Here is a 24,945-nt window from a genome sequence, read left to right on the forward strand (position 1 = left end):
TCAGTGCCCGTGGCCGTCCTCCGCATGCCCCTCGGGGGTACCGGAGACGGCCGCCGGTCCCCCGGCGCGGACGGTGAACGCCGCCGTGTGGACCGCGCCGTCGTGCTTGAAGTCGAGGAACAGGCGGTAGGCGCCGGAGCTGGGTGCGGTGGCCGTGAACGAGATGTCCGGTCCGGGCCTGGTGGTGCCGTCGCCGGGTTCGCCGTTCGGGTGGACGTGCAGGTAGGCGAGGTCGCCGGAGCGCAGAGCGACCAAGTGGCCGTACGCGCCGAGGTAGGGCTGCAGGTCGGTGACAGGCCTGCCGCCGCGGGAGACCTTCAGTTTCAGCTCGCTCGCCTTGCCCGGCTGCGGGGTGCCGGACAGCTTCACCTCGTAGCCGTCGACGCGGGCCGTGGTGCTCGCGGGCGGCAGGGGCCGGGCCTCGTACGCGCCGGAGGCGGCGAGGTCCGCGCCGAGGGTGAGGTTCTCGGCGTGCTTCCCGGCCGGGGTGAAGTCGGCGAAGACACGGTAGCCGCCCGCGCGGGGCAGGTCCACGGGGGTGCTCCAGGTGCCGTCGGCGGCGCGGGTGGGGTGCAGGTGGCGGTAGGTGACCAGGTCGCGTGAGGCCACGATGAGGTGCAGCTCCTTGTCGTGCTCGCGCTGGTAGGCCGTGACCGCTCGGCCGTCGGCGTCCCGGACGGTGAAGCGCAGGTCGGCCTGCTTGCCCGCGGTGACGCGCGGGGTGTCGAGGTCGAGGGTGTAGCCGCCCTCGGAGACCTGCAGCCCGCCGGCGGGGGGCTCGTCGTGTCCGCCGTGACCGCCGCCCTCCGCCCGCTCCGGTGTGGGCCGGGAATGTTCGTCCTCGTGTTTCGGGGGACTGTCTGCGACGACGGGGTCGATGCCCTGGCCGACGCCGTAGGCCGCGCCGAAGGTCGCTGCCAGTGCGGCGGCGAAGGTGGTGATCCTGAGTCCGGTGTTCATGGCCGTCGGCTCCTTCAGATACCGGTCCCCCGCTCGACCGCGGGGCCTCCATACTGCTCACCATACCCCTGGGGGGTATCGAGTCAAGTTGTTTCGACGCTTGCATCGTATACCCCTCAGGGGTATACCTGAAGTCGGTGCGGGGATACCCCCGCCCCGTATTCACCGCATCTGTCGAACCGCCCCGAGGAGGCACCCGATGCCCGCCACCACCTACGCCGTCTCCGGAATGTCCTGCGGCCACTGCAAGGCGACGCTGACCGAGGTCATCGGCGAGCTGACCGGCGTCAGCGGTGTCGAGGTCGACCTCGGCAGCGGCCACGTCACCGTCACCAGTGCCGCCGAGCCCGACGACGACGTGATCGCGGAGGTCGTCGACGAGGCCGGCTACGAGCTGACCGGGAGGGTCTGAGCCATGAGCACCGGTACATCGACCGGCACCGACGCCGAGGTGGAGCTCGCCATCGGCGGCATGACCTGCGCCTCCTGCGCCGCGCGCATCGAGAAGAAGCTCAACCGCATGGACGGGGTCACCGCCACCGTCAACTACGCCACCGAGAAGGCCAGGGTCAGCTACTCCGGCGACGTCTCCGTCGGTGATCTCATCGCCACCGTCGAGGCCACCGGGTACACCGCGCGGGAACCCACTCCCCCTGCCCGGCAGACCGGCCCGTCCGAGGAGCCCGACGAACTGCGGCCGCTGCGCGAGCGGTTGATCACGGCCGTGGTGCTGTCGGTTCCCGTCGTCGCCATGGCGATGGTCCCGGCGCTTCAGTTCGAGTACTGGCAGTGGCTGTCGCTCACCCTGGCGGCCCCCGTCGTGACCTACGCGGCCTGGCCCTTCCACAAGGCGGCGTTCACCAACGCGCGGCACGGCGCCGCCACCATGGACACGCTGATTTCGGTGGGCACCTCGGCCGCCTTCCTGTGGTCGGTGTGGGCGCTGTTCCTCGGCACGGCGGGCACACCGGGCATGACCCACCCCTTCGAGCTGACCATCCAGCGCACGGACGGCGCCGGGAACATCTACCTGGAGGCCGCCGCGGGCGTGACCGCCTTCATCCTGGCCGGGCGGTACTTCGAGGCCCGCGCCAAGCGCAAGGCGGGCGCCGCGCTGCGGGCGCTGCTGGAGCTGGGCGCGAAGGACGTCACCGTGCTGCGGCCCGACGGCCGTGAACAGACCGTCCCGGTCGCGGAGTTGAGGGCCGGAGACCGCTTCCTGGTCCGGCCCGGCGAGAAGATCGCGACGGACGGGACGGTCGAGGAGGGTTCCTCCGCCGTGGACGCCTCGATGCTCACCGGTGAGTCCGTCCCGGTGGAGGTGGGCGCGGGCGACCCGGTCACCGGCGCCACGATCAACGTCGGCGGACGGCTCGTCGTGCGGGCCACCCGGGTGGGCGCCGACACCCAACTCGCCCGGATGGCCCGGCTGGTGGAGGACGCGCAGAACGGCAAGGCCGCCGCGCAGCGGCTCGCGGACCGGATCTCCGCCGTGTTCGTGCCGGTGGTGATCGCCCTGGCGCTCGGCACGCTCGGCTTCTGGCTGGGCAACGGCGTCGGGCTGACGGCCGCCTTCACCGCCGCGGTCGCCGTCCTCGTCATCGCCTGCCCGTGCGCCCTGGGGCTGGCGACACCGACCGCGCTGATGGTGGGCACCGGGCGGGGCGCCCAGCTCGGCATCCTCATCAAGGGCCCGGAGGTCCTGGAGTCCACGCGCCGGGTCGGCACCGTCGTCCTCGACAAGACCGGCACCGTCACCACCGGCCGTATGAAGCTGCTGGCGGTGCACACCGCCGAGGGCACGGAGGAGGCCGACGTGCTGCGGCTGGCCGGGGCGCTGGAGCACTCCTCCGAGCACCCGATCGCCCGGGCCGTCGCCGACGGGGCGCTGGAGAAGCTGGGCGCGCTGCCGACACCCGAGGACTTCGCCAACGTCCCCGGGCTCGGTGTGCAGGGCGTCGTGGAGGGCCACGCGGTGCTCGTCGGCCGGGAGCGGCTGCTGGCCGACTGGGCGATGCGGCTTCCCCAGGGCCTGGCCGCGGCGAGGACCGCGGCCGAGGACGCCGGGCGCACGGCCGTCGCGGTCGCGTGGGACGGCGAGGCGCGCGCGGTGCTGGAGGTGGCCGACGCGGTGAAGGACACCAGCGCGGAGGCGGTCGGACGGCTGCGGGCGCTCGGCCTCACGCCGATCCTGCTGACCGGCGACAACGAGGCGGTGGCCCGGTCCGTCGCCCGCGAGGTGGGCATCGAGGAGGTCATCGCCGAGGTGCTCCCGCAGGACAAGGTCGACGTCGTCAAGCGGCTCCAGGCCGAGGGCCGGTCGGTGGCGATGGTCGGTGACGGTGTCAACGACGCCGCGGCCCTCGCCCAGGCCGATCTGGGCCTGGCCATGGGCACCGGCACGGACGCCGCCATCGAGGCCGGTGACCTGACGCTCGTGCGCGGCGATCTGCGGGCCGCGGCGGACGCCATCCGGCTCGCCCGCCGCACGCTCGGCACCATCCGCTCGAACCTCTTCTGGGCCTTCGCCTACAACGTGGCGGCCCTGCCGCTGGCCGCCTCCGGCCTGCTCACCCCGATGATCGCCGGGGCGGCGATGGCCTTCTCTTCGGTCTTCGTGGTCGGCAACTCGCTGCGGCTGCGCACCTTCCGGGCCGCCGGCTGAGGCGCCGGCGGATCAGCGGCGGCGCCACACCAGCGTGTAGCGCCAGAACAGCCGGCGGCGCAGGCGCACGCCGGGGAGGACGGCCCGGGCCTCGCGCGCGATCTCGGTGAAGGTCAGGTCCGCCGGACGGGTTCGGGCCGTCATCGAGACCGGGCGCGGGGCCGTACGACCCCGGTTCTTCAGCAACGCCATGACGATGTTGAGCGGGATCGACGCGACGCCGAGCAGGTGATCGACGGGCGTCCGCTCCCGGGCCACACCGACGATCACCAGGGTGCCGCCGGGGGTCAGACGGTCGCGGAAGGTCTCGAGGGCCCGCCTGAACGGCAGATGGTGGACGACGGCGACACAGGTGATGACGTCGTACGACCGATCACCGAGCCCGGTCAGCGCGTCGGCCGCCGCGTACGTCACCGGGGCCGCCGCGGGCGTCAGCTGCCGCGCCCGGGCCGTGATCTCCGGGTCGGCGTCGATGCCGTGCACGCGCTCCGCCCGGCCGGCCAGCAGACGAGCCAGGTCTCCGCTGCCGCAGCCCACGTCCAGGGCACTGCTCACCCGTTCGGGGAGTCGCCGCAGGATCCAGCGGTGGAAGTGGGCGTTGTGGTCCCAGGGGCGGGCGGCGTGGAAACGGTCCAGTGCGCGCAGGGCGCGGTGCGGCAGGAGTGACATGCGGTCAGTGTCCCGGCTCACCGGGGTGGGCGTCCGCCGTCTGGGCACCCGGGAGGTACCGGCTCGCAGGGGCGCCGAGCGTGCGCCGGGCGTGAGCCGGTACCTTGCTGGGGAAGGCCACTGCGGGGAGAAGCACATGACCGATCCGAGGACCACGAACGCGGACGCCCCCCGTCCGCTCCAGAACACCCGGGACTCCGCGGCCGGACCCGGCCGGATCCTGGGCGCCGTGTTCGGCGATCTCAGGGCCGTGGACGGCGCCCTGTACGCGGCGGTGGCCGCCACCCCCACGCCGACCCTGGACCGCACGCTGCGCCATCTGTCGCACGCGGCCGACCACTCCAAGATCTCCTTCGCCATCGCCGCGGCCCTGGCCCTGGCCGGCAAGCGGTCGCGCAAGGCCGCACTCGCCGGTGTCGGCGCGATCGCCGTGGCGTCGGCCTCCGCCAACCTCCTCGGCAAGCGGCTGGTGCGCCGGGCGCGGCCGGACCGGGAGGCGGCCCGGGTGACGGTGGACCGGCACGTCAAGATGCCGACCTCGGCGTCGTTCCCGTCCGGGCACACCGCGTCGGCGGTCGCGTTCGCCACGGCCGTCGGCGTGGTGCTGCCCCCGGCGGCGGTCCCGCTCGGGGCGCTGGCCGGCGCCGTCGGCTACTCGCGCGTCCACACGGGCGTGCACTACCCGGGCGACGTGGCGGCGGGCGCGGTCCTCGGCATCGCGAGCGCGGCAGCGGCCCTGGCGGCAGCGGCGGCCACGCCCTCGGCACGGACACAGGCTCTGCTCACGGCTGCCCGATCGTGGCCGCGGATCAGCATCGTGGGCGCCCTGCGCCGGTGAACCGCGGGTCGGCCGGGCGCGGGGACACGCCCCGCCGCCCGGCGCCCTCGCGGTGACGAACCCTCAGCCGAAGGCCCGCACGGCCTGGTAGTACGTCCAGGCCGTGCTGGTGCAGGAGGTCTTCGTGCCGCCACTGTAGGCCGCGCAGACCCTCTTGAGGTCCTCGTGGAAGGCGCTGTCGAGCCGGGACTTGTTGGCGCTGAAGCTGCCCGCCGCCTTGTAGTTGCGGTAGCCGAAGTCGTGACGGGCGCAGGACATCGAGAAGGGGAAGCCGAACGGGTTGTCCGGCGAGGAGGAGCAGTAGTCGGTCGACCAGTCGAAGGCGTACGCGGCCCACGCGGCCTGGTTGGCCCGGGCGGCGGCCCAGGTGCTGTAGCTGGACGCGCTGGTCTGCGTCCAGTTCGCGAGCACCTGGGGCTTGTCGGCAGGAGCGGCGCTCGCGCTCGTGGCGGCGCCGACCACGGTGAGGAGGGTCAGAGTCGAGGCGGCAAGACCGGTTGCGAATCTGCGGTGCATCCCACACCTCCATGAGGCTGCGACCCGCCCATCGAGCCGCAGGTCCATGACAAGAGGATGACCACCTCGTCCCCGTGCTCACACCTGATGAGCCCCAATAGCTCCTGAACTTCAGGCTATTGAGGGAGAACGGCAGCGGACCGGCGCACGTCGACGGCGGTCAGCGCCAGGGCCAGTGGCCCGGGCGCGAGGAAGGCCAGCGGCAGCAGCATCCAGGCACACAGCGCGGCCGTCGCCACGGCAAGCAGGACCAGGCCGCTGCCGCCCACGTCCGCCACGGCGTCCCGCCCGGCCCCGCGCACCGCCGCACGCCAGTCGGTGAGCGACTCGGGGCGCCCACAGGCCCGCAGGCCGACCAGCGCCGCGCACCCGCCGATCACCGCGGCCGCGACCGCGAACAGCGGCGCTCCCGGCAACCCCGCCCGGGCCAGCGCCAGGTCGGCGGCGAGCAGCAACAGGCCCGCGAGGGCCACGGCTCCCGCCACCAGGTCACCCGCGCGCAACCGCCTCCGCAGCAGGGCGAAGTACCGCCCCGCCGTGACGGGTTGGTCCTGCCCCGCGCCGCGCAGCACCGCACACGCCGTCGACAGCGCGGCCGGGACGGTGACGAGGGGCAGGCAGGCGGCCGCCGTGGCGAGTCCGACGCTCAGCACGTCGGCGAAGAGGGTCATGCGCGGGCCGAACACCTCGCCCGCCTCGCGTGTCGGCATCCCGCTCACCCCTTGACTCCGGAGCTGGCCATGCCCTCCACCAGGAACCGCTGGAAGGCGAGGAAGAACAGCACGATCGGCAGCAGCGCGATCACCGACAGGGCGAACATCGGGCCGAACGCGGAGGTGCTGGAGGCGTCCACGAAGGAGCGCAGCGCCAGGGTGAGGGTGAATTTGTCCGGGTCGAAGAGGTAGATGAGCTGGGTGAAGAAGTCGTTCCAGGTCCAGATGAACGTGAAGATGGCGGTGGTGATCAGGGCCGGCCGGGTGAGCGGCAGTACGACCTGGAAGAAGCTGCGGAAGGGCCCGCAGCCGTCGATCCGGGCCGCCTCCTCCAGCTCGCGCGGCAGGCCGCGCATGAACTGCACGATGAGGAAGACGAAGAACGCCTCGGTGGCGAGGAACTTGGGCAGGATCAGCGGCCAGTAGGTGTTCACCAGGCCGAGCTGGTTGAAGATGATGTACTGCGGGATGAGCACCGCGTGGTGGGGCAGCATGATCGTGGCGATCATGAAGGCGAACAGCGGCCCGCGGAAGCGGAACCTGAGGCGGGCGAACGCGTAGGCGGCGAGCGAGCAGCTGATGACGTTGCCGAGGACCGCGCCGCCCGCGATCAGCAGGGAGTTGCCGAGCAGCCGCCAGATGGAGACGTCGTTGACGCCGTCCAGGGCGGTCTCGTAGTTGGACCATTCCAGGTGGCTGGGCAGCAGGTCGAGGCTCGCGATGACCTCGTCGGCGGGTTTGAGCGAGGTGGCCAGCAGCCAGGCCAGGGGGTACAGCATGACCAGCAGGGCGAGCAGGCAGCCGACGTGCAGGGCGACGCGTCCCCACCGAACGGGCTTGTGGGCAACTGTCGTAGAGGTCACCGGTCCCCCTCGGAGGCGTAGAAGACCCAGGAGCGCGAGGTGCGGAACAGCACCGCCGTGACGATGCCGATCACGAGGAGCAGCACCCAGGCCATGGCGGAGGCGTAGCCCATGTGGGAGGCGACGAAGCCGCGGTCGTAGAGGTACATGGTGTAGACGAGGGTCGAGTCGGCCGGTCCGCCCTTGCCCGCGCTGACGGCGAAGGCGGGGGTGAACACCTGGAAGGCCTGGATGGTCTGGAGGACCAGGTTGAAGAACAGCACCGGGGAGAGCATCGGCACGGTGACGGACAGGAACTGCCGCCACTTCCCGGCCCCGTCGACGGCCGCGGCCTCGTAGAGCTCGGCGGGTATCTGCTGGAGGCCGGCGAGGAAGATGACCATCGGGGCGCCGAACTGCCACACCGTCAGCAGGGCGACGGCCAGCAGTGCCCAGCCGGGCTTGTTGACCCAGCCGCCGGTGCCGAGCAGGTTGTCGACCGTGCCGCCGTCGTTGAAGACCGCCCGCCAGACGAGCGCGATGGACATCGACGCGCCGAGCAGGGAGGGCGCGTAGAACGCGGAGCGGTAGAAGCCCTTGCCGCGCTTCATGCCCTTCAGGGCGAGGGCGACGACGAGGGCGAGCGCGAGTTGCAGGGGCACGGCGATGACGACGTACGTCAGGGTCGTCACGACCGAGCGCCAGTAGCGCGGGTCCTCGGTGAACATCTGCACGTAGTTGCGCAGGCCCACCCACTTCGGCGGGTTGAACAGGTCGTAGTCGGTGAACGACAGGTACAGCGACACGGCCATCGGCAGCAGTGTCAGGACGATCGCGCCGAGCACCCAGGGTGAGAGGAACACCCAGGCGGCGCCCTCGCGTTCGCGCTTGGGCCGGCGCTTCGGGGCCGCGGCGGGGGCGCGCCTCGCCTCCGGGGGGATCGCGGTGGTGGTCATGACCTCAGCTCCGCCTTCGCCTCGGTGACGTAGTTCTCGGCCGCTTCGCGCGGCGACATGCGCGCGTAGGACACCTGGTCGTAGTCGCGCTGGAAGGTGCTCTGCAGGGCGTTGTCGCCCGAGGGCGGCGCCTGGGGCGGGTCCTTGAGCTTGCCTTCCAGGGATGCCTGGTAGTCGGCGATGGTCTTGTCGAAGTCCTTGAGCCGCGGGCCGATCTCGGCACGGATCGTCTCGTTGACGGGGATGCCGCGGCTCGCGCCGAGGATCTTCGCGGCCTCCCGGTCGTTGATCATGAAGTCGACGAGCTGAGCCGCCTCCTTGGGATGGCCGGTGTTCGCCGAGACGCCGACGAACATGGACGGCTTGAAGTACTGGCCGGGCGTGCCGTCCTCGCCGGACGGCATGGGCGCGAGGGCGACGCCGGTCGGCACCAGGGCGACGAACCCGCTGGCCGGGGCGTCCCAGTTGGCGTCGGTGACGGACGTGCCGCGCCCCAGCGGGGTGTTCTCCACGGACCCGTCGAGCTGGGTGGTCTGCTCGGCGGGCGAGACGGCGCCCTCGCGGCGCAGCGTGTCGGTGAAGGTCCACCAGCGGGTGAGGTCGCGGGCGGTGAAGCCGAGCCGGCCGTCCTTCGTGTAGAGGGCCTTGCCCCGGCCGCGCAGCCAGACCTCGAAGGCGTCCTCGCTCTGGCCGGGGTCGGTCGCCCCGGGCTTGCCGGTCTTCTTCGCGAGGGCCCGCATGGTGTCGGCCCATCGGCTCCAGGTCCAGCTTTTGCCGGGCAGCGGGACGCCCGACTTCTTCCAGGCCTGGACGTCGTAGGCGACGGTCTCGGTGCCGCGGCCCTGCGGGATCGCGTACTGCACGTCGTCGACGCGGCCGGTGGCGAGCAGGCCCCGGTCGATCTCGGAGGTGCGCAGGACGGACTTCTGTTTCGCCAGGTCCAGCAGGACGCCGCCGGAGGCGTACTGGTCGATCTGGCGGTAGTCCAGCTGCATCACGTCGGGGGCGTCGCCGCCTGCGGCCTGGGTGGCGAGCTTCTGCTTGTAGGCGTCGTAGCCGGAGAACGACGTCGACACGTCGACGTTCGGGTGCTGCTTCTCGAACAGCGCGACGGCCTGCTCGGTGCGTTCCGCGCGGTCGGGGTTGCCCCACCACGTGTAGCGCAGCACGACCTTGCCGCCTCCGGCGGACTCCCCGGATCCTCCGCAGCCCGCCAGCACGGCGCACAGTGCCAGTGCGGCGGCCGACGCGCAGAACCCCTTTGTCCTGTGTCCGGGCATGCCGAGGTCACTCCTCTCCTCGGAGATTGGCTGAGACCCCCCGGTCCCCCCTTGCCGCCGCTACTCCTCCTGGTACGGCAGCGTGGTGCCCGGCAGCGCGTACTCGTCGCGCCGGCCGCACATGCCGAAGCCGCCGAGCCGGGTGGGCGCGGCCTCGTGGGCGGTGGCCTCACCGAGGTAACCGGGATCGCCGGCGGCCAGGGCGTCGAGCTGGGCGCCGGTGCGCTCCGCGGTGGCCAGGGCGCCCTCCCGCCACAGCTTCCGCCAGGTGGGAACCTTGTCTCGGACGATCCGTGCGGCGGCGCTCTGGAACTCCAGGTACGGGCCGTTGTCCCCGGCGACGAGGGCCTCGCGCAGCCCGAGGTAGCCCTCGACGGCGAGGTCCCTGCGGCGCCGGGCGGCCGCCGCCGTCTCCGGTCCGGTGCCGGTCGGCAGGGCAGCGGCGGCGGCGTACCGGTCGGGGTCGGCGAGCACCTCGGGCGGGAAGGTGAACACGGCGTCCCCGGCCTCGGGCAGGCCGCTGTTCTGCATCAGCACGGTGATGCGCAGATCGCCGCCCTGCACCATGCGGTGCACGGTGCCCGGCGTGAACCAGGCGATCGAGCCGGCTTCGAGGGGGATGTCCCGGTAGCCGTCGGGGCTCAGCGTCTGGACCGCGCCCCGGCCGCCGGTGACGACGTACGCCTCCGTGCACACCAGGTGCAGGTGCGGGCTGCCGCCGCAGACGCCGTCGGCGGCCTCCCAGTCGTAGGCGCTGAGGTGGGACAGGCCGATCGCGCCGGGCAGCGGGTGCGGAAGGCCCGCGGGTTTCGGCTCGCTCACCACGGCAGGCCCTCCAGGTGGGTGCCGACCCGGTCGCGGTCCCAGGCACCGTCGGCGACGACGATGCGGTACCGGTATCCGAAGGACTCGCCCGGCGGCAGCTCGAACTCCTCGAAGAACGCCCAGGAGAACGCGACCGTCGGGAAGGGCTCGGAGCGGACGAACCAGTGCGACTCGTGGATCGGGGACGTCGCGTCGAGGTTCTCGGGCGCGTGCGCGAAGACCAGGGTGGAGTGGCCGTCGACGTCGTCGTGCTCGGTGGTGAAGGCGAGCCAGGGGCCCTGGGTGCCCATCAGCTTGCCCGCGTCGGCGTCGGTGTCCGGGGCGAAGACGGTGCCGCCGGTGAAGTCGCGCGGGCCGCGCCACTGGAGTCCGGTGTAGCCGGCCATGTCACGGCCCGCCGTGGTCGGGGAGCCGAAGGCCAGTGGTGCGGAACGGGTGTTGGTGAGGCGGATCGACCAGTCCAGGGCCCAGGAACCGGCCTCCTCGTCCACCGAGTGGACCGTCAGGCCGCGCTCCTCGCGCGCCCACTCCTCGCCGCCGTTCTCGATCCAGGTGAGGTTCTCGGTGAGGGTGAGGCGGTCGTCCTCGACGGTGAAGTCCGCGAAGCCGTCGTGCCGCATCGAGCCGACGCGCTCGGGCAGGGGGAGGTAGCCCTGGCCGTGGACGTAGCAGTTGCCGCCCCAGAAGTTCTGGCCGGACAGATGGCTCGCGGTCATCTGCAGGCCCTTGTGCCAGCGGTGGTCGTTCGGGCGGTAGCCGGTGACCGTGCGGCCCGAGAGGGTGCGCACGGGGTGGGCGTAGGGCTTGCGGGACTCGAAGGGGTCCGGGTCGGGGCGGTAGACGTAGCGGAGGATCTCCGTGCCGCCTGCGGTGACGGCGATGTCCTCGCCGTGCGTGTGGGTGACGCGGATGGTCATGCGCGCTCCTTGGGGGCCCAGTCGGGGTACTCGCCGTGCATGGCCTCGTAGAAGGGGTCGCCGGGGCCGATCTCCCCCGCGCGCACCGAGCGGCCGGTGAACGCCGCCTTGTACAGGGCGGCGGCGAACTCCAGGGTGGCGCGGGCGTCGTGGCCGCTGCCCGGGGGCCGGGTGCCGGTGTCGTAGGCGTCGAGGAGTGTGCCCAGCTGGGCGGTGTGCGAGCTGGGCACGTCGGCGGCGGGAGTGCGCCAGGCGGTGGCGCGCTCGGAGCCGACGTGCGGGGCCGGGGTGTAGGCCCAGCTGTCGTTGCTGTGGCCGTAGAGGTGGGTGAGCTCGACCGTGGCGTCCGCGCAGTCGATGCGGATGCGGCTCACCTCGTCCGGGGAGAGCACGCTGTTGACGACGGTGGCGAGGGCGCCGCTCCTGAACCGCACCAGGGCGGTGGAGACGTCCTCGCTCTCGGTGTCGTGGACCAGGCGCGCGGCCATCGCCTGGATCTCCTCCCACTCACCGAGCAGGTGCAGCATCAGGTCGTACTGGTGGATGCCGTGGCCCATGGTGGGGCCGCCGCCCTCGCTGGCCCACTTCCCGCGCCACGGCACCGCGTAGTACGCGGCGTCCCGGTGCCAGGTGGTCTGGCAGTGCGCGACCAGCGGGGCGCCCAACTCACCGCTCGTGATCAGCTCGCGGGCGTGCACGGCGCCGGATCCGTAGCGGTGCTGGAAGACGACCGCCGCGTACGCGCCGGAGGCCTCCTCGGCGGCGGCGATCTCGTCGTACTCGGCGAGCGACAGGGTCAGCGGCTTCTCGCACAGCACCCAGGCGCCCGCCTTGAGCGCGGCCACCGTCTGGTCCCGGTGCAGGGAGGGCGGCGTGCCGATGAGGACGAGGTCGGGGCGTACGGCGTCCAGCATCGCGTCCACCGAGGTGAACCCGGCGACCTGCGCACCGGCCAGCTCGCGGAAGGCGTCGAGGCGCTCCTGGTCCACGTCGACGGCGGCCACCAGTTCCACCCGGTCGGAGTGGGCCCGCAGCGCGGGCAGATGGCTGCCGCTGACGATGGCGCCGGTGCCGACGACGGCCACACGGCGGCGGGCGGGAGACCCTGGGGACACGGACATGCGGCGCTCCTCGGACAACCGGCGGACTCGCGCTTGGAAAGCGCTTGCACTCGGAAGGGACCCTAGGCGCGAGAGAATGTCTGGACAACCCCCCTGCAGCGACCTGCACAAGGTCTGCCCGAGCATTGTCCCAGCTTGGGGCAGAGATTCGGGTCGTTGTCCCCGCCATGGAAACGCGTTCCCGGCCTGCACGCCGAGACGGTCCGCGCAAGGTGACCTCCTCCCGCCCGGTCACGCGACGGGGGCCGATCAGCACACGGTTACGGCGTCCACGGCTCGGCATGCGCCGACGACACGGTCGAGCGGTCCTCGCGAGGGGGCGCGGCGCCGGGCGGCCCGGGACTCGTCCGCGCGGCGCGCGGGGAGCGGCACAGGCCTTGAGCCGCCGCCTCCGTGACGTCACCTCACGCACCACATACAGTGTCCGCCTGTGATCGGAGGGTGACTTACCGCCGTGCGGGACGAGCCCGTCGCCCTGCCCACCCCATCGGAGTCGCCATGGCCCCGCCCACGCACGCTCCCCGCCCACGCCGTTCCGGGCCGTCCATCCTGCTGGTCCTGATCCCCCTCGCGGTCCTGATCCTGGCGGCGGTGTCCGTGGGGTCGTGGCTGCAGTACACCGAGCGGCAGGCGAAGGACACGGTGCACACGGCCGGGTCCCGAGCCGTCGACCGGGTGGACGTGGAGGCCACCGTCCAGAGCGTCGACGCCGCGGCCGGTGAGCTCGTCCTGCGCGTCAGAGTCAGCCCGCGTGGGGCCCTCGGCGAGGAGGAGGGGACCGCCCCGGTGGCCGACCTCAGCCTCCAGACGTCCGTGGCGACCCTCAGTGACCTGGCGTTCGAAGCGCACGAGCGGCTCGCGCCCCAGGACGTGCGGGTCGCGATCACGGGTGGATCGATCAGCGATTACCCGTTCGACACCTACGACACCGACATCGAGTTCTGGGCCGTGGTGGGCGGCAAACCGGTACCGGTGCGGATGCGCTTCTCCAACGCCGACACCCTCTTCTCCGTCTCGGTGACACCCCCGCCCTCCGGGCAGGAGGCCGCCGTGGCGCTGAAGCTGTCCCGGTCGGGCAGCCTGCTCACCTTCGCGGTCTTCATGATGGTCGCGATGTGGGCGCTGGCGTCGTCCGTACTCCTCGGGGCCTGGTACCTGACGACCCGCCGACAGGGCCTGGTCTGGCCCGCCCTCGCCTGGATGGCCGCCACGCTGTTCGCCCTCGCGGCGTTCCGCAACACCGCCCCCGGCACTCCGCCGATCGGCTGCGTGCTGGACTGGTTCGCCTTCTTCTGGGCCGAGGCCGTCGTCGCCCTGTGCCTGATCGTCGTGGTCACCTTCGGCATCCGGACCGCCCTGCGCGCGGCCGACACGCAAGGCGCCTGAGGCCCGTCGTCCGGATGGCCGCTCGCGACAGCGAACGGCCCTGGTGGTCACCGCGCGTGAGCGGTGATCACCAGGGCCGGCCCGGTCGGGTCAGGACTTGACGATCTTGCGTACGTTCTCCACGGAACCGCACCCGGCCTTCAACTGACGCTCACGCTCCCGCACGAACGCCAGGCCGAGCTCCTCGCGACGCTCCATCGCCACGTTCTCCCGGGCGCCGTTGAGGATGGTGCGCTCCTCCTCGTCGGCGTGGTGCGTGACGGCCTCCACCAGCTCCTCGAGCTTCGAGTCCCACTCGTCGGAGCCGACCTCCTCGACCTCGAGGAGCCCCAGGAGGGCCTCGTTGCCCTCGTCGTGCTCGTGCTCGCCGTGCTCGACCTCTTCGTCATCGATGTTCTTGTACCGCTTGAGCGCCGGATAGACCTCGGCCTCCTCGGCCTGCGCGTGCGCGATCAGCAGCTCGGCGAACTCCCGCAACGCACCCGCCCGGTCGTCCTCGACGCTCCGCATGCGACGGAACAGGTCCTCCATGCGCCGGTGGTCCTGAAGAATGAGTTCTACGACGTCTTTTGTGTCGGCCATGGAAATGGAATGCCTTTCCCAGGAGAGAATCGGGTCACTTTCGTTTACCCCATTCCTGATGTTTCGCTCGCCGCAGGGCGTCTTCCGGTCTACCAGCGATACCAGCGGCCCCTACGGCCACCACTGTCGGCGCTGCGCAGCACGAAGCCCAGCAGCCACAGCACCAGCACGATCACCGCGATCCACCACAGGGCCTTCAGCGCGAAACCCGCACCGAACAGGACCAGGGCCAGCAGCAGGACAAGAAGCAGGGGAACCATGGTTATCAACCTCCGCTCGTCCTGATGCCCTGCCGATCGACGAACACACAGTCGAATTTCCGTGTTTCTCCACAAGATTCACGGGAACTTGAATCGCTTGGCCGAGCGGGGAGAGCGAACTCCTTCTCAGTCCGTCCCCACGACGATCACCTCGTCGGCGGCCGTCCAACGGCGGCGCTCGGACTTGGGCGGGTTGACCCGCACGCCGTACCCCGGACCCGTCGAGGCGTCGGCACGGCCGCGGTAGCCGATGGCACACTCGCCGCGCCCGCGTGCCGCGGCCACGACGGTGGCGAAGGACGTCTCGCACCCGGGCAGCACGTAGTCGCCGGCCGGTCGCAGGCGGATGCCGGTGCCGTCGGCGGAGAACAGCTCCGCGAAGACCGCCGCGAGGTGCCGGTTCTGGGAGATCTGCGCCATGAGCAGGCCGATGAGCTTGCCGCTGATGATCACGTCGGCTCCGGGCCCGAGGGGCGCCAGAGCCCGGTTGCGGTCGTCCACCAGCTCGGTGACGACGGGGAGTTCACGCCCGGAGGCTTCCTCGATCTGTCGGAGCAACAGCAGGGTGACGAGCGTGCGGTTGTCGGGTTCGTCCGGGGCCTGCCCGGGCGCGGGGTCCTCCCCCACGACGATCACGCTGTCGTAGGAGTGCACGTCCAGACGCCTCAGGGTCTCGGGGCGGGTGACGTCCCCCCGGTGGAGGGTGAGGGTCAGGCCGGTGTCGTGGGGCGCGCCCGACTCGCGCACCTGGCGGACCGTCGCTTCGCCGCCGTCCGCCACCACGTCGACGACCGACCCGGGCCGGGCACGGCGGCGCAGCTGGTCGACCATGAGCGGCGCCCGGCGGTTCCAGCCGAGCAGCAGGACCCGCTCCGGCCGAGCGGGCATCGCGGGACCGGAGGCCATCGCCGCCTTCTCGACCCAGTGCCCGCACTCCCCCATCCAGGCCGTGTCGTCGTCGCGGGAGATGAGGATGAGCAGATCGCCCTCGGCGACGGTCGTCTGCGGCGGCGGGTTGAGCAGCGGGGTGTCGCCGCGCACCAGCCCGACGACGCTGGACGTCGGATAGGACAGCAGCGCGTCGCCGAACGGGCGGCCCGTCAGGGACTCTTCGCCGACCAGGTAGAACTCGTCGCCGGCGAAGTCGAGGAGCTCCTGGTGGACGAGGGAGAGCCCGGGGCGTCGGGCGGCCTGGACGATCAGCCGGGCCGTGACGGTGTCGCTCTCCAGGACGACACCGCCCGGGCCGGCGGCGAGGCCTGCGGCCAGCCGGTAGCGGTCGTCCCGTACGGCGGCGACGACGCGCGGGCGGTTCTCCACCCCGGCCAGGGCAGCCCGCAGCGCCAGCAGCGTCTTGACGACCTCGGCATCGGCGTCGGGCTCGTCGCGAGGCAGGACCAGCACGACACCGGCCGTCGCCGGACTGGTCAGGGTGAGCACGGCCGGGTCGGTGGTGGGGCCGCTGCGGCAGATCAGCCGCGTCCCGCCGACCTGTCCCAGCTTCGTGCCGAGTGCCTCCTCCATCGCGGTCTTGTCGCGGTCGGCCAGCACCACCACCGCCGCGCCTCGCTGGTTGGCGTTGGCGGCCACCAGCTCGCCGACGACCGTGAACACCTGTTCCGACCAGCCCAGGACCACGGCGTGCCCTTGTTCGAGCACGGTCGACCGGCCGCGCCGCAACGCGGTGAGCCGCTCCGTGAGCGCCGTCGTGATCAGGCCGACCAGCGTCGAGACGTACAGCAGCGCGACCAGGGCGAGCAGCACCGACATCGTCACGCGCAGCGGCGTGCCGGTCGCCCCGCCCAGCCGCAGGGTCTCCCCCGTGAGGCGCCACACCTGTGCCAGCCGGTCCGGCAGGGACTCCGGCGCGTGCGGGTCGGTCCACACCACCAGCGCACTGGCCGGGACGACGACGGCCAGACACAGCAGCGCCATCCAACCGACCAGGGCGGAGGCACCGCGGGCCAGCGTGCTGTCGAACCAGTAACGGACCCGGTCACCCCACGCGGTGCACCGCTGCGCCACCCTTCCCCCCTCGGTCGCCCCGGGCTCTCGTGCGGCCGGCCCGCGCCGCGCGGGGCGGCACGCCGGGCGCAACGGCCGGAGAGCACGGTTGTGGATACGCAGTCGCAGTGTGGAGGCTCGTTCGCGGCGGCGGAGGCGATTCGCCACGCGTTCATTCCTTCGGGTCGGGCGGGCACGCCGGGGGTGGCGGATCCACTGTGACGTGAGGGTTTTGCGCCTGATTCGCTCCTTAGGGGCAACGCCCGGCCGAACGGCGGCACCCCGCCACGACCACCGTTACAAAGATCGCCATGACAGATGATCACGCGGTGGTGCGCTCTGAAGGTGGTCTCTCCCGTCGGGAGTTCGCGGCGGTGGCCGGCACGGCCACGGTGGCGACGGCCCTGACCGGGGGTACCGCCACGGCCCTGCCCGCACCGCTCGCCCCGAACGCTCCCGGCGGCAGCCGCGGCGCCGACTCCGACAGATGCCTCGCCGTCGCCCGTGCCCTGCTCGTCCTGGACTCCGACGACCGCCCCCTCGTCCCGCGCTACCTGCGCGCCCTGAAGGACGGACTGCCGGCGCGACGGACCAGCCCCAAGGACGTCCTCGTCATCGGCGCCGGCCCGTCCGGGCTGGTGGCCGCCTGGCTGCTGAAGGAGGCGGGGCACCGGGTGACGGTCCTGGAGGCCAACGGCAACCGGGCGGGCGGCCGCATCAAGACCTTCCGCAAGGGCGGCCACGAAGGCGCCGGGCAGCCCTTCGCCGATCCCGGCCAGTACGCCGAGGCGGGCGCGATGCGCATCCCCGGCAGTCACCCGCTGGTGATGGAACTCATCGACCGGTTCGACCTGAAGAAGCGGCGCTTCCACTACGTCGACGTCGACGAGGAGGGACGTCCCGCCGCCCGGACCTGGATCCACGTCAACGGCATCCGCGAGCGGCGCGCCGACTACGCCCGCTCCCCCCGGCGCGTGAACCGGTCCTTCGGCGTCCCGAAGGCCCACTGGGACACCCCCGCCGCAGCGATCCTGCGTGCCGCGCTGGACCCCGTGCGCGACGAGTTCAGCTATGTCGGCCGGGACGGCAAGCGGGTCGACAAACCGCTGCCGGAGCGGCTGCGGGGCTGGGCGCGGGTGGTGAAGCGGTTCGGCGACTGGTCGATGTTCCGCTTCCTCACCGAGCACGCCGGTCTGGACGAGCGGACCGTCGACCTGATCGGCACGCTGGAGAACCTCACCTCACGCCTCCCGCTGTCCTTCATCCACAGCTTCATCGGCTCCTCCCTCATCAGCCCCGACACTCCCTTCTACGAGCTGGAGGGCGGCACGGCCGTGCTGCCGGACGCCCTGCTCGAACGGGTGCGCAAGGAGGTGCGGTTCGACCGCCGGGTGACGCGCATCCAGTACCACCACCCCGACCGGCCGTCCCCGGACGGAGCCCACGTGCGCGGCAAGGGCCCGCACGTGTGGGTGGACACCGTGTCCGAGGGCCGCGACGGCCCGGTCGTCCGCGAGCAGTTCACCGCCGACGTCGCCGTGGTCACGGTGCCGTTCTCCGGGCTGCGCCATGTGCAGATCGACCCGCCGCTGTCCTACCGCAAGCGCCGCGCGGTCTGCGAGCTGCACTACGACAGCGCGACCAAGGTGCTGCTCGAGTTCAGCCGCCGCTGGTGGGAGTTCGACGAGGACGACTGGAAGCGCGAGCTGAACGCCGTCGACCCGGGCCTGTACAACGCCTACCGCACCGGCAAGGCCCCCGCGGACGGCAGCCTCCTCGGCGCGCATCCCTCGGTGCCCGGCGGGCACATCACGCAGGCTCAGCGCACCCACTACGCCGCGAACCGCGCGATCGGCCGGGACCAGCCGGAGGCGGCCGGTGTCGTGGGCGGCGGCTCGGTGTCGGACAACGCCAACCGCTTCATGTTCAACCCGTCCCACCCGGTCCCGGGCAGCGCGGGGGGCGTGGTCCTGGCGTCCTACAGCTGGGCCGACGACGCGCTGCGCTGGGACTCCCTGGACGACGAGGCGAGGTATCCGCACGCGCTGTGCGGTCTCCAGCAGGTCTACGGCCGGCGCATCGAGGTGTTCTACACCGGCGCGGGTCGTACCCAGAGCTGGCTGCGCGACCCCTACGCCTACGGGGAGGCGTCCGTGCTGCTGCCCGGACAGCACACCGAGCTGTTGCCCGTCATCCCCGAGCGCGAGGGGCCGTTGCACTTCGCCGGTGACCACACGTCCGTCAAACCGGCATGGATCGAGGGGGCCCTGGAGTCGGCCGTGCGGGCCGCCCTGGAGGTCCACACGGATCGCTGACCGTTGATCGCGGAGCCCCGGCGCGCATGCGCCGGGGCCCCGCGCGTTCGGCCCGCACCCGTCGGCGCCTCCGGTGACCGCAACGACCACAACCTCCGTTGGTTCCGCAAGGCAGACAGTACGGCGAAGCCCGGGCACGATGTGGCCCACGTCACCCTCCCCCACAGGGCCGTTACCTACCCGCATCGACGTACCGACAGGTGGTGGCACTCGTGCGCCTGCGCACCCCCCTCGCCCTGCTCGGGGCCGCCGTGCTCGTGCTCGTCGGACCACCGCTGCTGACCACCGGCAGCGGCTCCGAGACCGGCACACAGATCCCGGGCCTGCGTTTCATGGTCCCCAACACCCCCGGCGGCGGCTACGACATCACGGCCCGCACAGCCGCGAAGAACGCCGAGGACGCCGGACTCACCCACAACATCGAGGTGTTCAACCTGCCCGGCGCCGGCGGCACGGTGGGCCTGAGCCGGCTGGTGAGCGAGCACGGCAACGGCAAGCTCGCCATGTCCATGGGCCTCGGGGTCGTGGGCGCCGTCCGCTCCAACGACGCGCCGAAGACGCTCGGAGACACCACGCCGATCGCCCGGCTCACCGAGGAGCAGGACGTGGTGGTCGTGGCGAAGGACTCGCCGTACAAGACGATCGACGACCTGATCGGCGCTTGGAAGGACAACCCGGGCAAGCTCCCCGTGGGCGGCGGCTCGTCGCCCGGCGGACCCGATCACCTCGCGCCGATGCTGATGGCCCGGGCCGCCGGGATCCCCCCGAAGCAGGTCAACTACATCCCCTTCGACGGCGGCGGCGAACTGCTCGCCTCGATCCTCGGCAACAAGGTCGCCTTCGGTGTCTCCGGGGTCGGCGAGTACCTGGACCAGATCAAGGCGGGCGAGCTGCGCCTCCTCGCGGTCACCGGCCCCGAGCGCGTCGGCGGGCTCGACGCGCCCACGCTGAAGGAGGCGGGCTACGACGTGAACTTCACCAACTGGCGCGGCATCGTCGCCCCGCCCGGCCTGAACGACGGGGAGCGCGACAAGCTCGTGAAGCTGATCGAGGAGCTCCACGACTCGGACGAGTGGCGCACCTCCCTGCGGCAGAACGGCTGGGACGACGCCTTCCTCACCGGCGACGAGTTCGGCGCGTTCCTCGACGCCGAGGACAAGCGCGTGGTTTCGGTGCTGAAGGAGCTGGGACTGTGACGACACAGACCGACATTCCCCCCGCCGAGACCGGCGGGGATCAGCGCTCGTGGCTGCGCGAGCACTCCGAACTCGGCGTCTGCGCCCTGCTGCTGGCACTCGGCGTCCTCGTCCTGACCGACGCGCTCACCATGGACGTCGACATCGCCCAGCGCGGCCCGGTCGGCCCGAAGACCGTGCCGATCGTGGTCGGCGCCGGCCTGCTGGTCATCGCCGCCCTGCTCGCCCTGGACGTGCTGCGGGGCGGCCGGGGCCAGGCCGAGGGCGGAGAGGACATCGACCTGTCCGAGCCCGCCGACTGGCGCACGGTGCTGCTGCTCTCCGGGGTGTTCCTCGGCGCTGCCGTCCTCATCGAGCCGCTCGGTTTCCCCGTCGCGGGCGCGCTGCTCTTCTGGGGTGCGGCCTTCGCGCTGGGCAGCCGCAGGATCGACCGCGATCCGCTCATCGCGGCCGGGCTGTCCCTGGTCACCTACACCGTCTTCAACAACCTGCTCGGAGTGCCCCTGCCCGGTGGTCCGCTGATGGGAGTGCTGTGACATGAACGCCCTCAACTCCCTTCTGGACGGCTTCGGTACGGCCCTCACGCCGATCAATCTCCTCTGGGCCGTGATCGGCGTGCTGCTCGGCACGGCGATCGGGGTGCTGCCGGGCATCGGCCCGGCCATGGCGGTGGCGCTGCTGCTGCCGGTGACGTACGGGCTCGACCCGACCGGCGCGTTCATCATGTTCGCCGGCATCTACTACGGCGCGATGTTCGGCGGTTCGACCACCTCGATCCTGCTCAACACCCCGGGTGAGAGCGCGGCGGTGGTGGCGGCCATGGAGGGCAACCCCATGGCCAAGTCCGGGCGCGGCGCCCAGGCCCTCGCGGCGGCCGCCGTCGGGCACTTCGCGGGCGGCCTGATCGGCACGCTGCTGCTCGTGGCGCTCGCGCCGACGGTGGCGAAACTGGCCGTGGACATCGGCGCCCCGGACTACTTCGCCATCATGGTGCTGGCGTTCATCGCGGTGACGTCGGTGCTGGGCTCGTCCCGCATCCGGGGCCTCGCCTCCCTGCTGATCGGCCTCACCCTGGGCCTGGTGGGCCTGGACCAGATGACCGGCCAGCAGCGCCTGACGTTCGGATCGCTCCAACTCGCCGACGGCATCGACGTGGTGATCGTGGCGGTCGGGCTCTTCGCGATCGGCGAGGCCCTGTGGGTGGCGGCCCATCTGCGGCGCAGGCCGCCGGAGCCGATCCCGGTGGGGCGTCCGTGGCTGGGGCGCGACGATGTGAACCGGACCTGGAAGTCGTGGCTGCGCGGCCCGTTCATCGGCTTCCCCTTCGGCGCGATCCCGGCCGGCGGCGCGGAGATACCCACCTTCCTGTCGTACGTGACGGAGAAGCGCCTGTCGAAGCACAAGGACGAGTGGGGCAAGGGCGCCATCGAGGGCGTGGCGGGCCCGGAGTCGGCGGCGTCGGCCTCGGCGGCGGGGACGCTGGTGTCGATGCTGACCCTGGGCCTGCCGACCACGGCGGTCGCGGCCGTGATGCTGGCCGCCTTCCAGCAGTACGGCATCCAGCCCGGTCCGCTGCTCTTCGAGCGTGAACCGGACCTGGTGTGGGGCCTGATCGCCTCCCTGTTCGTCGGCATGGTGCTGCTGCTCGCGCTGAACCTGCCGCTGGCGCCGGTGTGGGCGAAGCTGCTGCGCATCCCGCGGCCCTACCTCTACGCCGGGATCATGTTCTTCGCTGCGGTCGGCGCGTACGCGGTCGGCGGTGAGGTGATCGACCTGGTGATCCTGCTGATCATCGGTCTGATCGGTTTCGGCATGCGTCGCTACGGGCTGCCCGTGCTGCCCGCCGTCATCGGTGTGATCCTCGGGCCGAACGCCGAACAGCAGTTGCGGCGCGCCCTGCAGATCAGCGACGGCAGCGTGACGGGCCTGGTCAACACGCCGTTCGCGGTGACCGTGTACGCGGTGATCGTGCTGCTGCTGGTGTGGCCGCTGCTGAGGAAGGCGGTGACGCGGAGCCGCGCGGCGGCCTGACCCGGTGTCACGGCACCCGTTCCCGGGTGTCGTCCGGGAAGCGGATCTCCACCTCCCCGGCCACGGCGACCCGTACGCGCGTTCCTGAACCTCGCGCGTGCGGGTCGCCGTTCGCTGTCGTGTCGCCTTTCACGTCCGGGTCGGCGCTCAGCACGACGAGGGTCACCAGGAGGTGGGTGCCGCCCGGGTGGGCGGGCAGGGTGAGGTACGGGGTCGCCGAGTGGTGGCCGCAGGCGTTGGTGCCGACCGCGTGGGCCACGGCCGCCTCGGCGCCCTGCCATCCGTGCAGTCCGACGACCGTGCTGGTCAGCCCGTCCGCGCGCCGGGCCAGCGCCCGGGCCGGGCCGGTCCGGCCGGTCGGGGGTCCGGTGTCGTCCGCGGTCGTCGAGCCGGTCCCCCTCAACCATCCACAACGGCCCCGGAGTCGCCGAAGACCTCCGCGGTGTGCTCGCCGAGCGCCGGAGGCGGCAGCCGGTGGTGCGCCGGTGACGCGCTCAGCGTGATGGGGCACGCCACCTGCCGGGCCCCCGCCCCGCCGTCCGTCCCGGGCACCGTGACGATGCCGGGCAGTCCGAGCCGCTCGGCGAAGGCGAACGCCTCGTCGACGGTGTTCACGGGACCGGCGGGGACCCCGGCCGCCGACAGCACGCCGGTCCAGTGGTCGGCACCCGCCGTGCACAGCCGTTCGGCCAGGGTCCGACGCAACTCGGCGCGGTGGGCCACCCGTTCGGGGTTCGTGCGGAACCGGGGGTCACCGGCGAGGTCCGGGCGGCCGAGCGCCCCGGCCAGTGCCGCGAACTGTCCGTCGTTGCCCACCGCGAGGGCCAGCGGACGGTCGGCGGTGGGGAAGGTCTCGTACGGGGCGATGCTCGGGTGCGCGTTGCCCATCCGTCCCGGCACGACGCCCGCGACGGCGTACGCGGAGGCCTGGTTGACCATCGCCGACAGCAGCGAACTCAGCAGGTTCACCTCCACGCGCTGCCCCTCGCCGGTGGCGTCCCGGTGCCGCAGGGCCGCCATGATCCCGAGCGTCGCGTGCAGTCCGGTGATCACGTCGACCAGGGCCACCCCGGCCTTGGTCGGTTCGCCCTCGGGCTCCCCGGTGACGCTCATCAGTCCGCCCACGGCCTGGACGAGGAGGTCGTAGCCGGGGATCGCGGCCCCCGCGCCCGTCCCGAAGCCGCTGATCGAGCAGTAGATCAGGCCGGGGTGGCGGGCCTTCAGTTCGTCGTGGCCGAGGCCGAGCCGTTCCATCGTGCCGGGCCGGAAGTTCTCCACCAGCACGTCCGACTCGGCGACGAGGGCACGGGCCCGCTCCCGGCCGGCCTCGTCCGACAGGTCCAGGGCGACCGAGCGCTTGTTGCGGTTGACGCCGAGGAAGTAGGTGGAGGTGCCGTGTTCGTCGGCCGGCGGACGCCACTGCCGGGTCTCGTCACCCGCCCCCGGACGCTCGACCTTCACCACGTCGGCGCCGAGGTCGGCGAGGAGCATGGTCGCGTACGGCCCGGCCAGGACCCGCGAGAAGTCCGCGATCCGCACCCCGTTCAGGGCGCCACGCTCCAGGTCCACGTCTGCCTCCGGGTGATCGTCGTTGATCGTTCTCGGCCGCCGGACCTCACCCTCTCATCACCGCACCCCTTGACGCGTCAATGACAACGATGGCTTGATGATGTGGGAGCGCTCCCACCTCTCAGGGAAGGGACCACCATGCCCAGAACCCCCCACTCGTCCCCGCACTTACGGGTCATGTCCGTTCTCGGCCTCCTGGCCGCCCTGCTCCTCCCCCTCGGCATGACGTTGGCGCCCCGCGCGACGGCCGCCCCCGCCGCGGACCCCGTCCGGGTCATGCCGCTCGGCGACTCGATCACCGGCTCACCGGGCTGCTGGCGGGCCGTGCTGTGGAACCGGCTGGTCACCAGCGGGTACAAGGACATCGACTTCGTCGGCACCCTCCCCCCGCAGGGCTGCGGGCAGGCGCACGACGGGGACAACGAAGGTCACGGCGGGGAGCTGGTCACCAACGTGGCGGACCAGAACCTGCTGCCCGGCAGGCTGGCCTCCACGCGTCCGGACATCGTTGTCATGCACTTCGGCACGAACGACGTCTGGAGCAGCATCTCGCCCGACCGCATCCTCGCCGCCTACACCACACTCGTGGCGCAGATGAGGGCCTCGAATCCGGACATGCGGATCCTCGTGGCGCAGCTGATCCCCATGAACCCGAGCAGTTGCACGGCCTGTGCGCAGCGGGTCGTCGACTTCAACGCCCGGATCCCCGGCTGGGCCCGGGCGACCGGCACCGACCGCTCCCCCGTCACCGTGGTCGACCAGTGGACCGGTTTCAGCACGGCCACCGACACCTACGACGGCGTGCACCCCAACGCCTCCGGTGACGACAAGATCGCCGCCCGCTGGTTCCCGCCCCTGGCGGCGGCCCTCGACGCCGTACCGCCGGACCCCGGCGGTCCGGGTGACCCGGGCGGGGACCCGGACGCGTGCACCGCGCGCTTCCGGGCCGTCTCCACCTGGCAGGGCGGCTACCAGGGCGAGGTGACGGTGACGAACACGTCGGCGTCCGCGGTTCCGGGCTGGACGGCGACCGTCGTACCGGCGAAGGGCACACGTCTCACCCAGGTCTGGAACGGCGCCCTCACCACCGCCGCCGACGGTACGGCCACCGTCACGAACGCGGCGTGGAACGGCGCCCTCACCCCCGGCGCGAGCGCCACGTTCGGCTTCGTCGCCTCTGCCCCTGCAACGGCCGGCACCCCGGCGGCGACCGTCACCTGCGCGGGGAGGGCCCCGGCCGGATGACGACCGTGCCGGGGCGGCGATGTCCCGGCACCGGGCCCTTCCGCACCGAGCCCCG

24 protein-coding genes are annotated in these 24,945 nt (G+C 72.2%); 9 read left to right on the plus strand and 15 right to left on the minus strand.

Features of this window, described 5'->3' with window-relative positions; translation table 11 throughout:
- Window positions 1-960 (minus strand): DUF8832 domain-containing protein, encoded by a 960-nt coding sequence (locus IE153_RS38495; protein ID WP_189594326.1) that lies wholly within the window; start codon window positions 958-960, stop codon window positions 1-3.
- A 199-nt stretch (window positions 961-1,159) separates the two neighbouring features.
- Between IE153_RS38495 and IE153_RS38500 the strand changes: the two genes are divergently transcribed.
- Together IE153_RS38500 and IE153_RS38505 are read left to right on the plus strand one after the other, a co-directional pair.
- Window positions 1,160-1,372: a heavy-metal-associated domain-containing protein gene (locus IE153_RS38500; protein ID WP_189594327.1), complete on the plus strand. Its 213-nt coding sequence runs from the start codon at window positions 1,160-1,162 to the stop codon at window positions 1,370-1,372.
- A 3-nt stretch (window positions 1,373-1,375) separates the two neighbouring features.
- A complete protein-coding gene (locus tag IE153_RS38505; protein WP_189594328.1) occupies window positions 1,376-3,625 on the plus strand; it encodes a heavy metal translocating P-type ATPase in 2,250 nt (749 codons plus the stop codon).
- Between the two features lie 12 nt (window positions 3,626-3,637).
- Here IE153_RS38505 and IE153_RS38510 read toward each other — a convergent pair whose 3' ends face one another.
- The gene (locus IE153_RS38510) at window positions 3,638-4,294 is read right to left on the minus strand and encodes a class I SAM-dependent methyltransferase (RefSeq protein ID WP_189594329.1); all 657 of its coding nucleotides are present in this window, start codon (window positions 4,292-4,294) and stop codon (window positions 3,638-3,640) included.
- Between the two features lie 136 nt (window positions 4,295-4,430).
- On the opposite strand from IE153_RS38510, the gene IE153_RS38515 reads away from it, so the two are divergent.
- Complete coding sequence (locus IE153_RS38515) at window positions 4,431-5,132, plus strand: phosphatase PAP2 family protein (RefSeq protein ID WP_189594330.1); 702 nt, start codon at window positions 4,431-4,433, stop codon at window positions 5,130-5,132.
- A gap of 63 nt (window positions 5,133-5,195) precedes the next feature.
- On the opposite strand, the gene IE153_RS38520 is transcribed toward IE153_RS38515, so the two are convergent.
- From IE153_RS38520 to IE153_RS38555, 8 genes are all read right to left on the minus strand, one after another.
- Window positions 5,196-5,648: a phospholipase gene (locus IE153_RS38520; RefSeq protein WP_189594331.1), complete on the minus strand. Its 453-nt coding sequence runs from the start codon at window positions 5,646-5,648 to the stop codon at window positions 5,196-5,198.
- A 116-nt stretch (window positions 5,649-5,764) separates the two neighbouring features.
- Window positions 5,765-6,358: a hypothetical protein gene (locus tag IE153_RS38525; RefSeq protein WP_189594332.1), complete on the minus strand. Its 594-nt coding sequence runs from the start codon at window positions 6,356-6,358 to the stop codon at window positions 5,765-5,767.
- 5 nt (window positions 6,359-6,363) lie between these two features.
- Window positions 6,364-7,224 carry a carbohydrate ABC transporter permease gene (locus tag IE153_RS38530; protein WP_189594333.1) on the minus strand — a complete coding sequence of 287 codons (861 nt, stop codon included), beginning with the start codon at window positions 7,222-7,224 and terminating at the stop codon, window positions 6,364-6,366.
- Entirely contained in the window at window positions 7,221-8,159 is a 939-nt protein-coding gene (locus tag IE153_RS38535) for a carbohydrate ABC transporter permease (RefSeq protein WP_097215019.1), read from the minus strand. Before IE153_RS38535 ends, IE153_RS38530 begins: the two co-directional genes overlap by 4 nt.
- Window positions 8,156-9,439, minus strand: a complete 1,284-nt coding sequence (locus IE153_RS38540) for an ABC transporter substrate-binding protein (RefSeq protein WP_189594334.1) — start codon at window positions 9,437-9,439, stop codon at window positions 8,156-8,158. Before IE153_RS38540 ends, IE153_RS38535 begins: the two co-directional genes overlap by 4 nt.
- 60 nt (window positions 9,440-9,499) lie before the next feature.
- Entirely contained in the window at window positions 9,500-10,264 is a 765-nt protein-coding gene (locus tag IE153_RS38545) for a cupin domain-containing protein (protein ID WP_189594335.1), read from the minus strand.
- Window positions 10,258-11,181, minus strand: coding sequence for a DUF6807 domain-containing protein (locus tag IE153_RS38550; RefSeq protein WP_189594336.1), 924 nt, complete (start codon window positions 11,179-11,181; stop codon window positions 10,258-10,260). The genes IE153_RS38545 and IE153_RS38550 overlap by 7 nt, the downstream gene beginning before the upstream one ends.
- The gene (locus IE153_RS38555; protein ID WP_189594337.1) at window positions 11,178-12,302 is read right to left on the minus strand and encodes a Gfo/Idh/MocA family protein; all 1,125 of its coding nucleotides are present in this window, start codon (window positions 12,300-12,302) and stop codon (window positions 11,178-11,180) included. Before IE153_RS38555 ends, IE153_RS38550 begins: the two co-directional genes overlap by 4 nt.
- A 498-nt stretch (window positions 12,303-12,800) precedes the next feature.
- Here IE153_RS38555 and IE153_RS38560 point away from each other — a divergent pair, with 498 nt between their 5' ends.
- A complete protein-coding gene (locus tag IE153_RS38560; RefSeq protein WP_189594338.1) occupies window positions 12,801-13,688 on the plus strand; it encodes a DUF4436 family protein in 888 nt (295 codons plus the stop codon).
- 90 nt (window positions 13,689-13,778) lie between these two features.
- Here the strand turns inward: IE153_RS38560 and IE153_RS38565 are convergent, their stop codons facing one another.
- The 3 genes from IE153_RS38565 to IE153_RS38575 all read right to left on the minus strand — a co-directional run bounded on the left by IE153_RS38565 (window position 13,779) and on the right by IE153_RS38575 (window position 16,555).
- On the minus strand, window positions 13,779-14,270 hold the full coding sequence (locus IE153_RS38565) for a hemerythrin domain-containing protein (RefSeq protein WP_189594339.1): 492 nt from the start codon (window positions 14,268-14,270) through the stop codon (window positions 13,779-13,781).
- A gap of 89 nt (window positions 14,271-14,359) precedes the next feature.
- Window positions 14,360-14,530, minus strand: a complete 171-nt coding sequence (locus IE153_RS38570; protein WP_031139394.1) for a DUF5670 family protein — start codon at window positions 14,528-14,530, stop codon at window positions 14,360-14,362.
- 126 nt (window positions 14,531-14,656) lie between these two features.
- Window positions 14,657-16,555 carry a CASTOR/POLLUX-related putative ion channel gene (locus IE153_RS38575; protein WP_189594340.1) on the minus strand — a complete coding sequence of 633 codons (1,899 nt, stop codon included), beginning with the start codon at window positions 16,553-16,555 and terminating at the stop codon, window positions 14,657-14,659.
- A 290-nt stretch (window positions 16,556-16,845) separates the two neighbouring features.
- Here IE153_RS38575 and IE153_RS38580 point away from each other — a divergent pair, with 290 nt between their 5' ends.
- The 4 genes from IE153_RS38580 to IE153_RS38595 all read left to right on the plus strand — a co-directional run bounded on the left by IE153_RS38580 (window position 16,846) and on the right by IE153_RS38595 (window position 22,076).
- Window positions 16,846-18,849: a flavin monoamine oxidase family protein gene (locus IE153_RS38580; RefSeq protein WP_189594341.1), complete on the plus strand. Its 2,004-nt coding sequence runs from the start codon at window positions 16,846-16,848 to the stop codon at window positions 18,847-18,849.
- Between the two features lie 212 nt (window positions 18,850-19,061).
- Window positions 19,062-20,045: a Bug family tripartite tricarboxylate transporter substrate binding protein gene (locus IE153_RS38585; protein WP_189594376.1), complete on the plus strand. Its 984-nt coding sequence runs from the start codon at window positions 19,062-19,064 to the stop codon at window positions 20,043-20,045.
- On the plus strand, window positions 20,042-20,581 hold the full coding sequence (locus IE153_RS38590; RefSeq protein WP_189594342.1) for a tripartite tricarboxylate transporter TctB family protein: 540 nt from the start codon (window positions 20,042-20,044) through the stop codon (window positions 20,579-20,581). The genes IE153_RS38585 and IE153_RS38590 overlap by 4 nt, the downstream gene beginning before the upstream one ends.
- Window position 20,582: 1 nt before the next feature.
- Window positions 20,583-22,076, plus strand: coding sequence for a tripartite tricarboxylate transporter permease (locus IE153_RS38595; RefSeq protein ID WP_189594343.1), 1,494 nt, complete (start codon window positions 20,583-20,585; stop codon window positions 22,074-22,076).
- A 7-nt stretch (window positions 22,077-22,083) separates the two neighbouring features.
- Here IE153_RS38595 and IE153_RS38600 read toward each other — a convergent pair whose 3' ends face one another.
- Both IE153_RS38600 and IE153_RS38605 read right to left on the minus strand, forming a co-directional pair.
- The gene (locus IE153_RS38600; RefSeq protein WP_189594344.1) at window positions 22,084-22,479 is read right to left on the minus strand and encodes a hypothetical protein; all 396 of its coding nucleotides are present in this window, start codon (window positions 22,477-22,479) and stop codon (window positions 22,084-22,086) included.
- Window positions 22,476-23,639 carry a CaiB/BaiF CoA transferase family protein gene (locus IE153_RS38605; protein WP_189594377.1) on the minus strand — a complete coding sequence of 388 codons (1,164 nt, stop codon included), beginning with the start codon at window positions 23,637-23,639 and terminating at the stop codon, window positions 22,476-22,478. Before IE153_RS38605 ends, IE153_RS38600 begins: the two co-directional genes overlap by 4 nt.
- A 144-nt stretch (window positions 23,640-23,783) precedes the next feature.
- Here IE153_RS38605 and IE153_RS38610 point away from each other — a divergent pair, with 144 nt between their 5' ends.
- A complete protein-coding gene (locus tag IE153_RS38610; RefSeq protein WP_189594345.1) occupies window positions 23,784-24,890 on the plus strand; it encodes a GDSL-type esterase/lipase family protein in 1,107 nt (368 codons plus the stop codon).
- The last annotated feature ends 55 nt before the right edge of the window (window positions 24,891-24,945 follow it).

This window comes from Streptomyces massasporeus, from assembly GCF_014648995.1.
GTDB classification, from domain to species: Bacteria; Actinomycetota; Actinomycetes; order Streptomycetales; family Streptomycetaceae; genus Streptomyces; species Streptomyces massasporeus.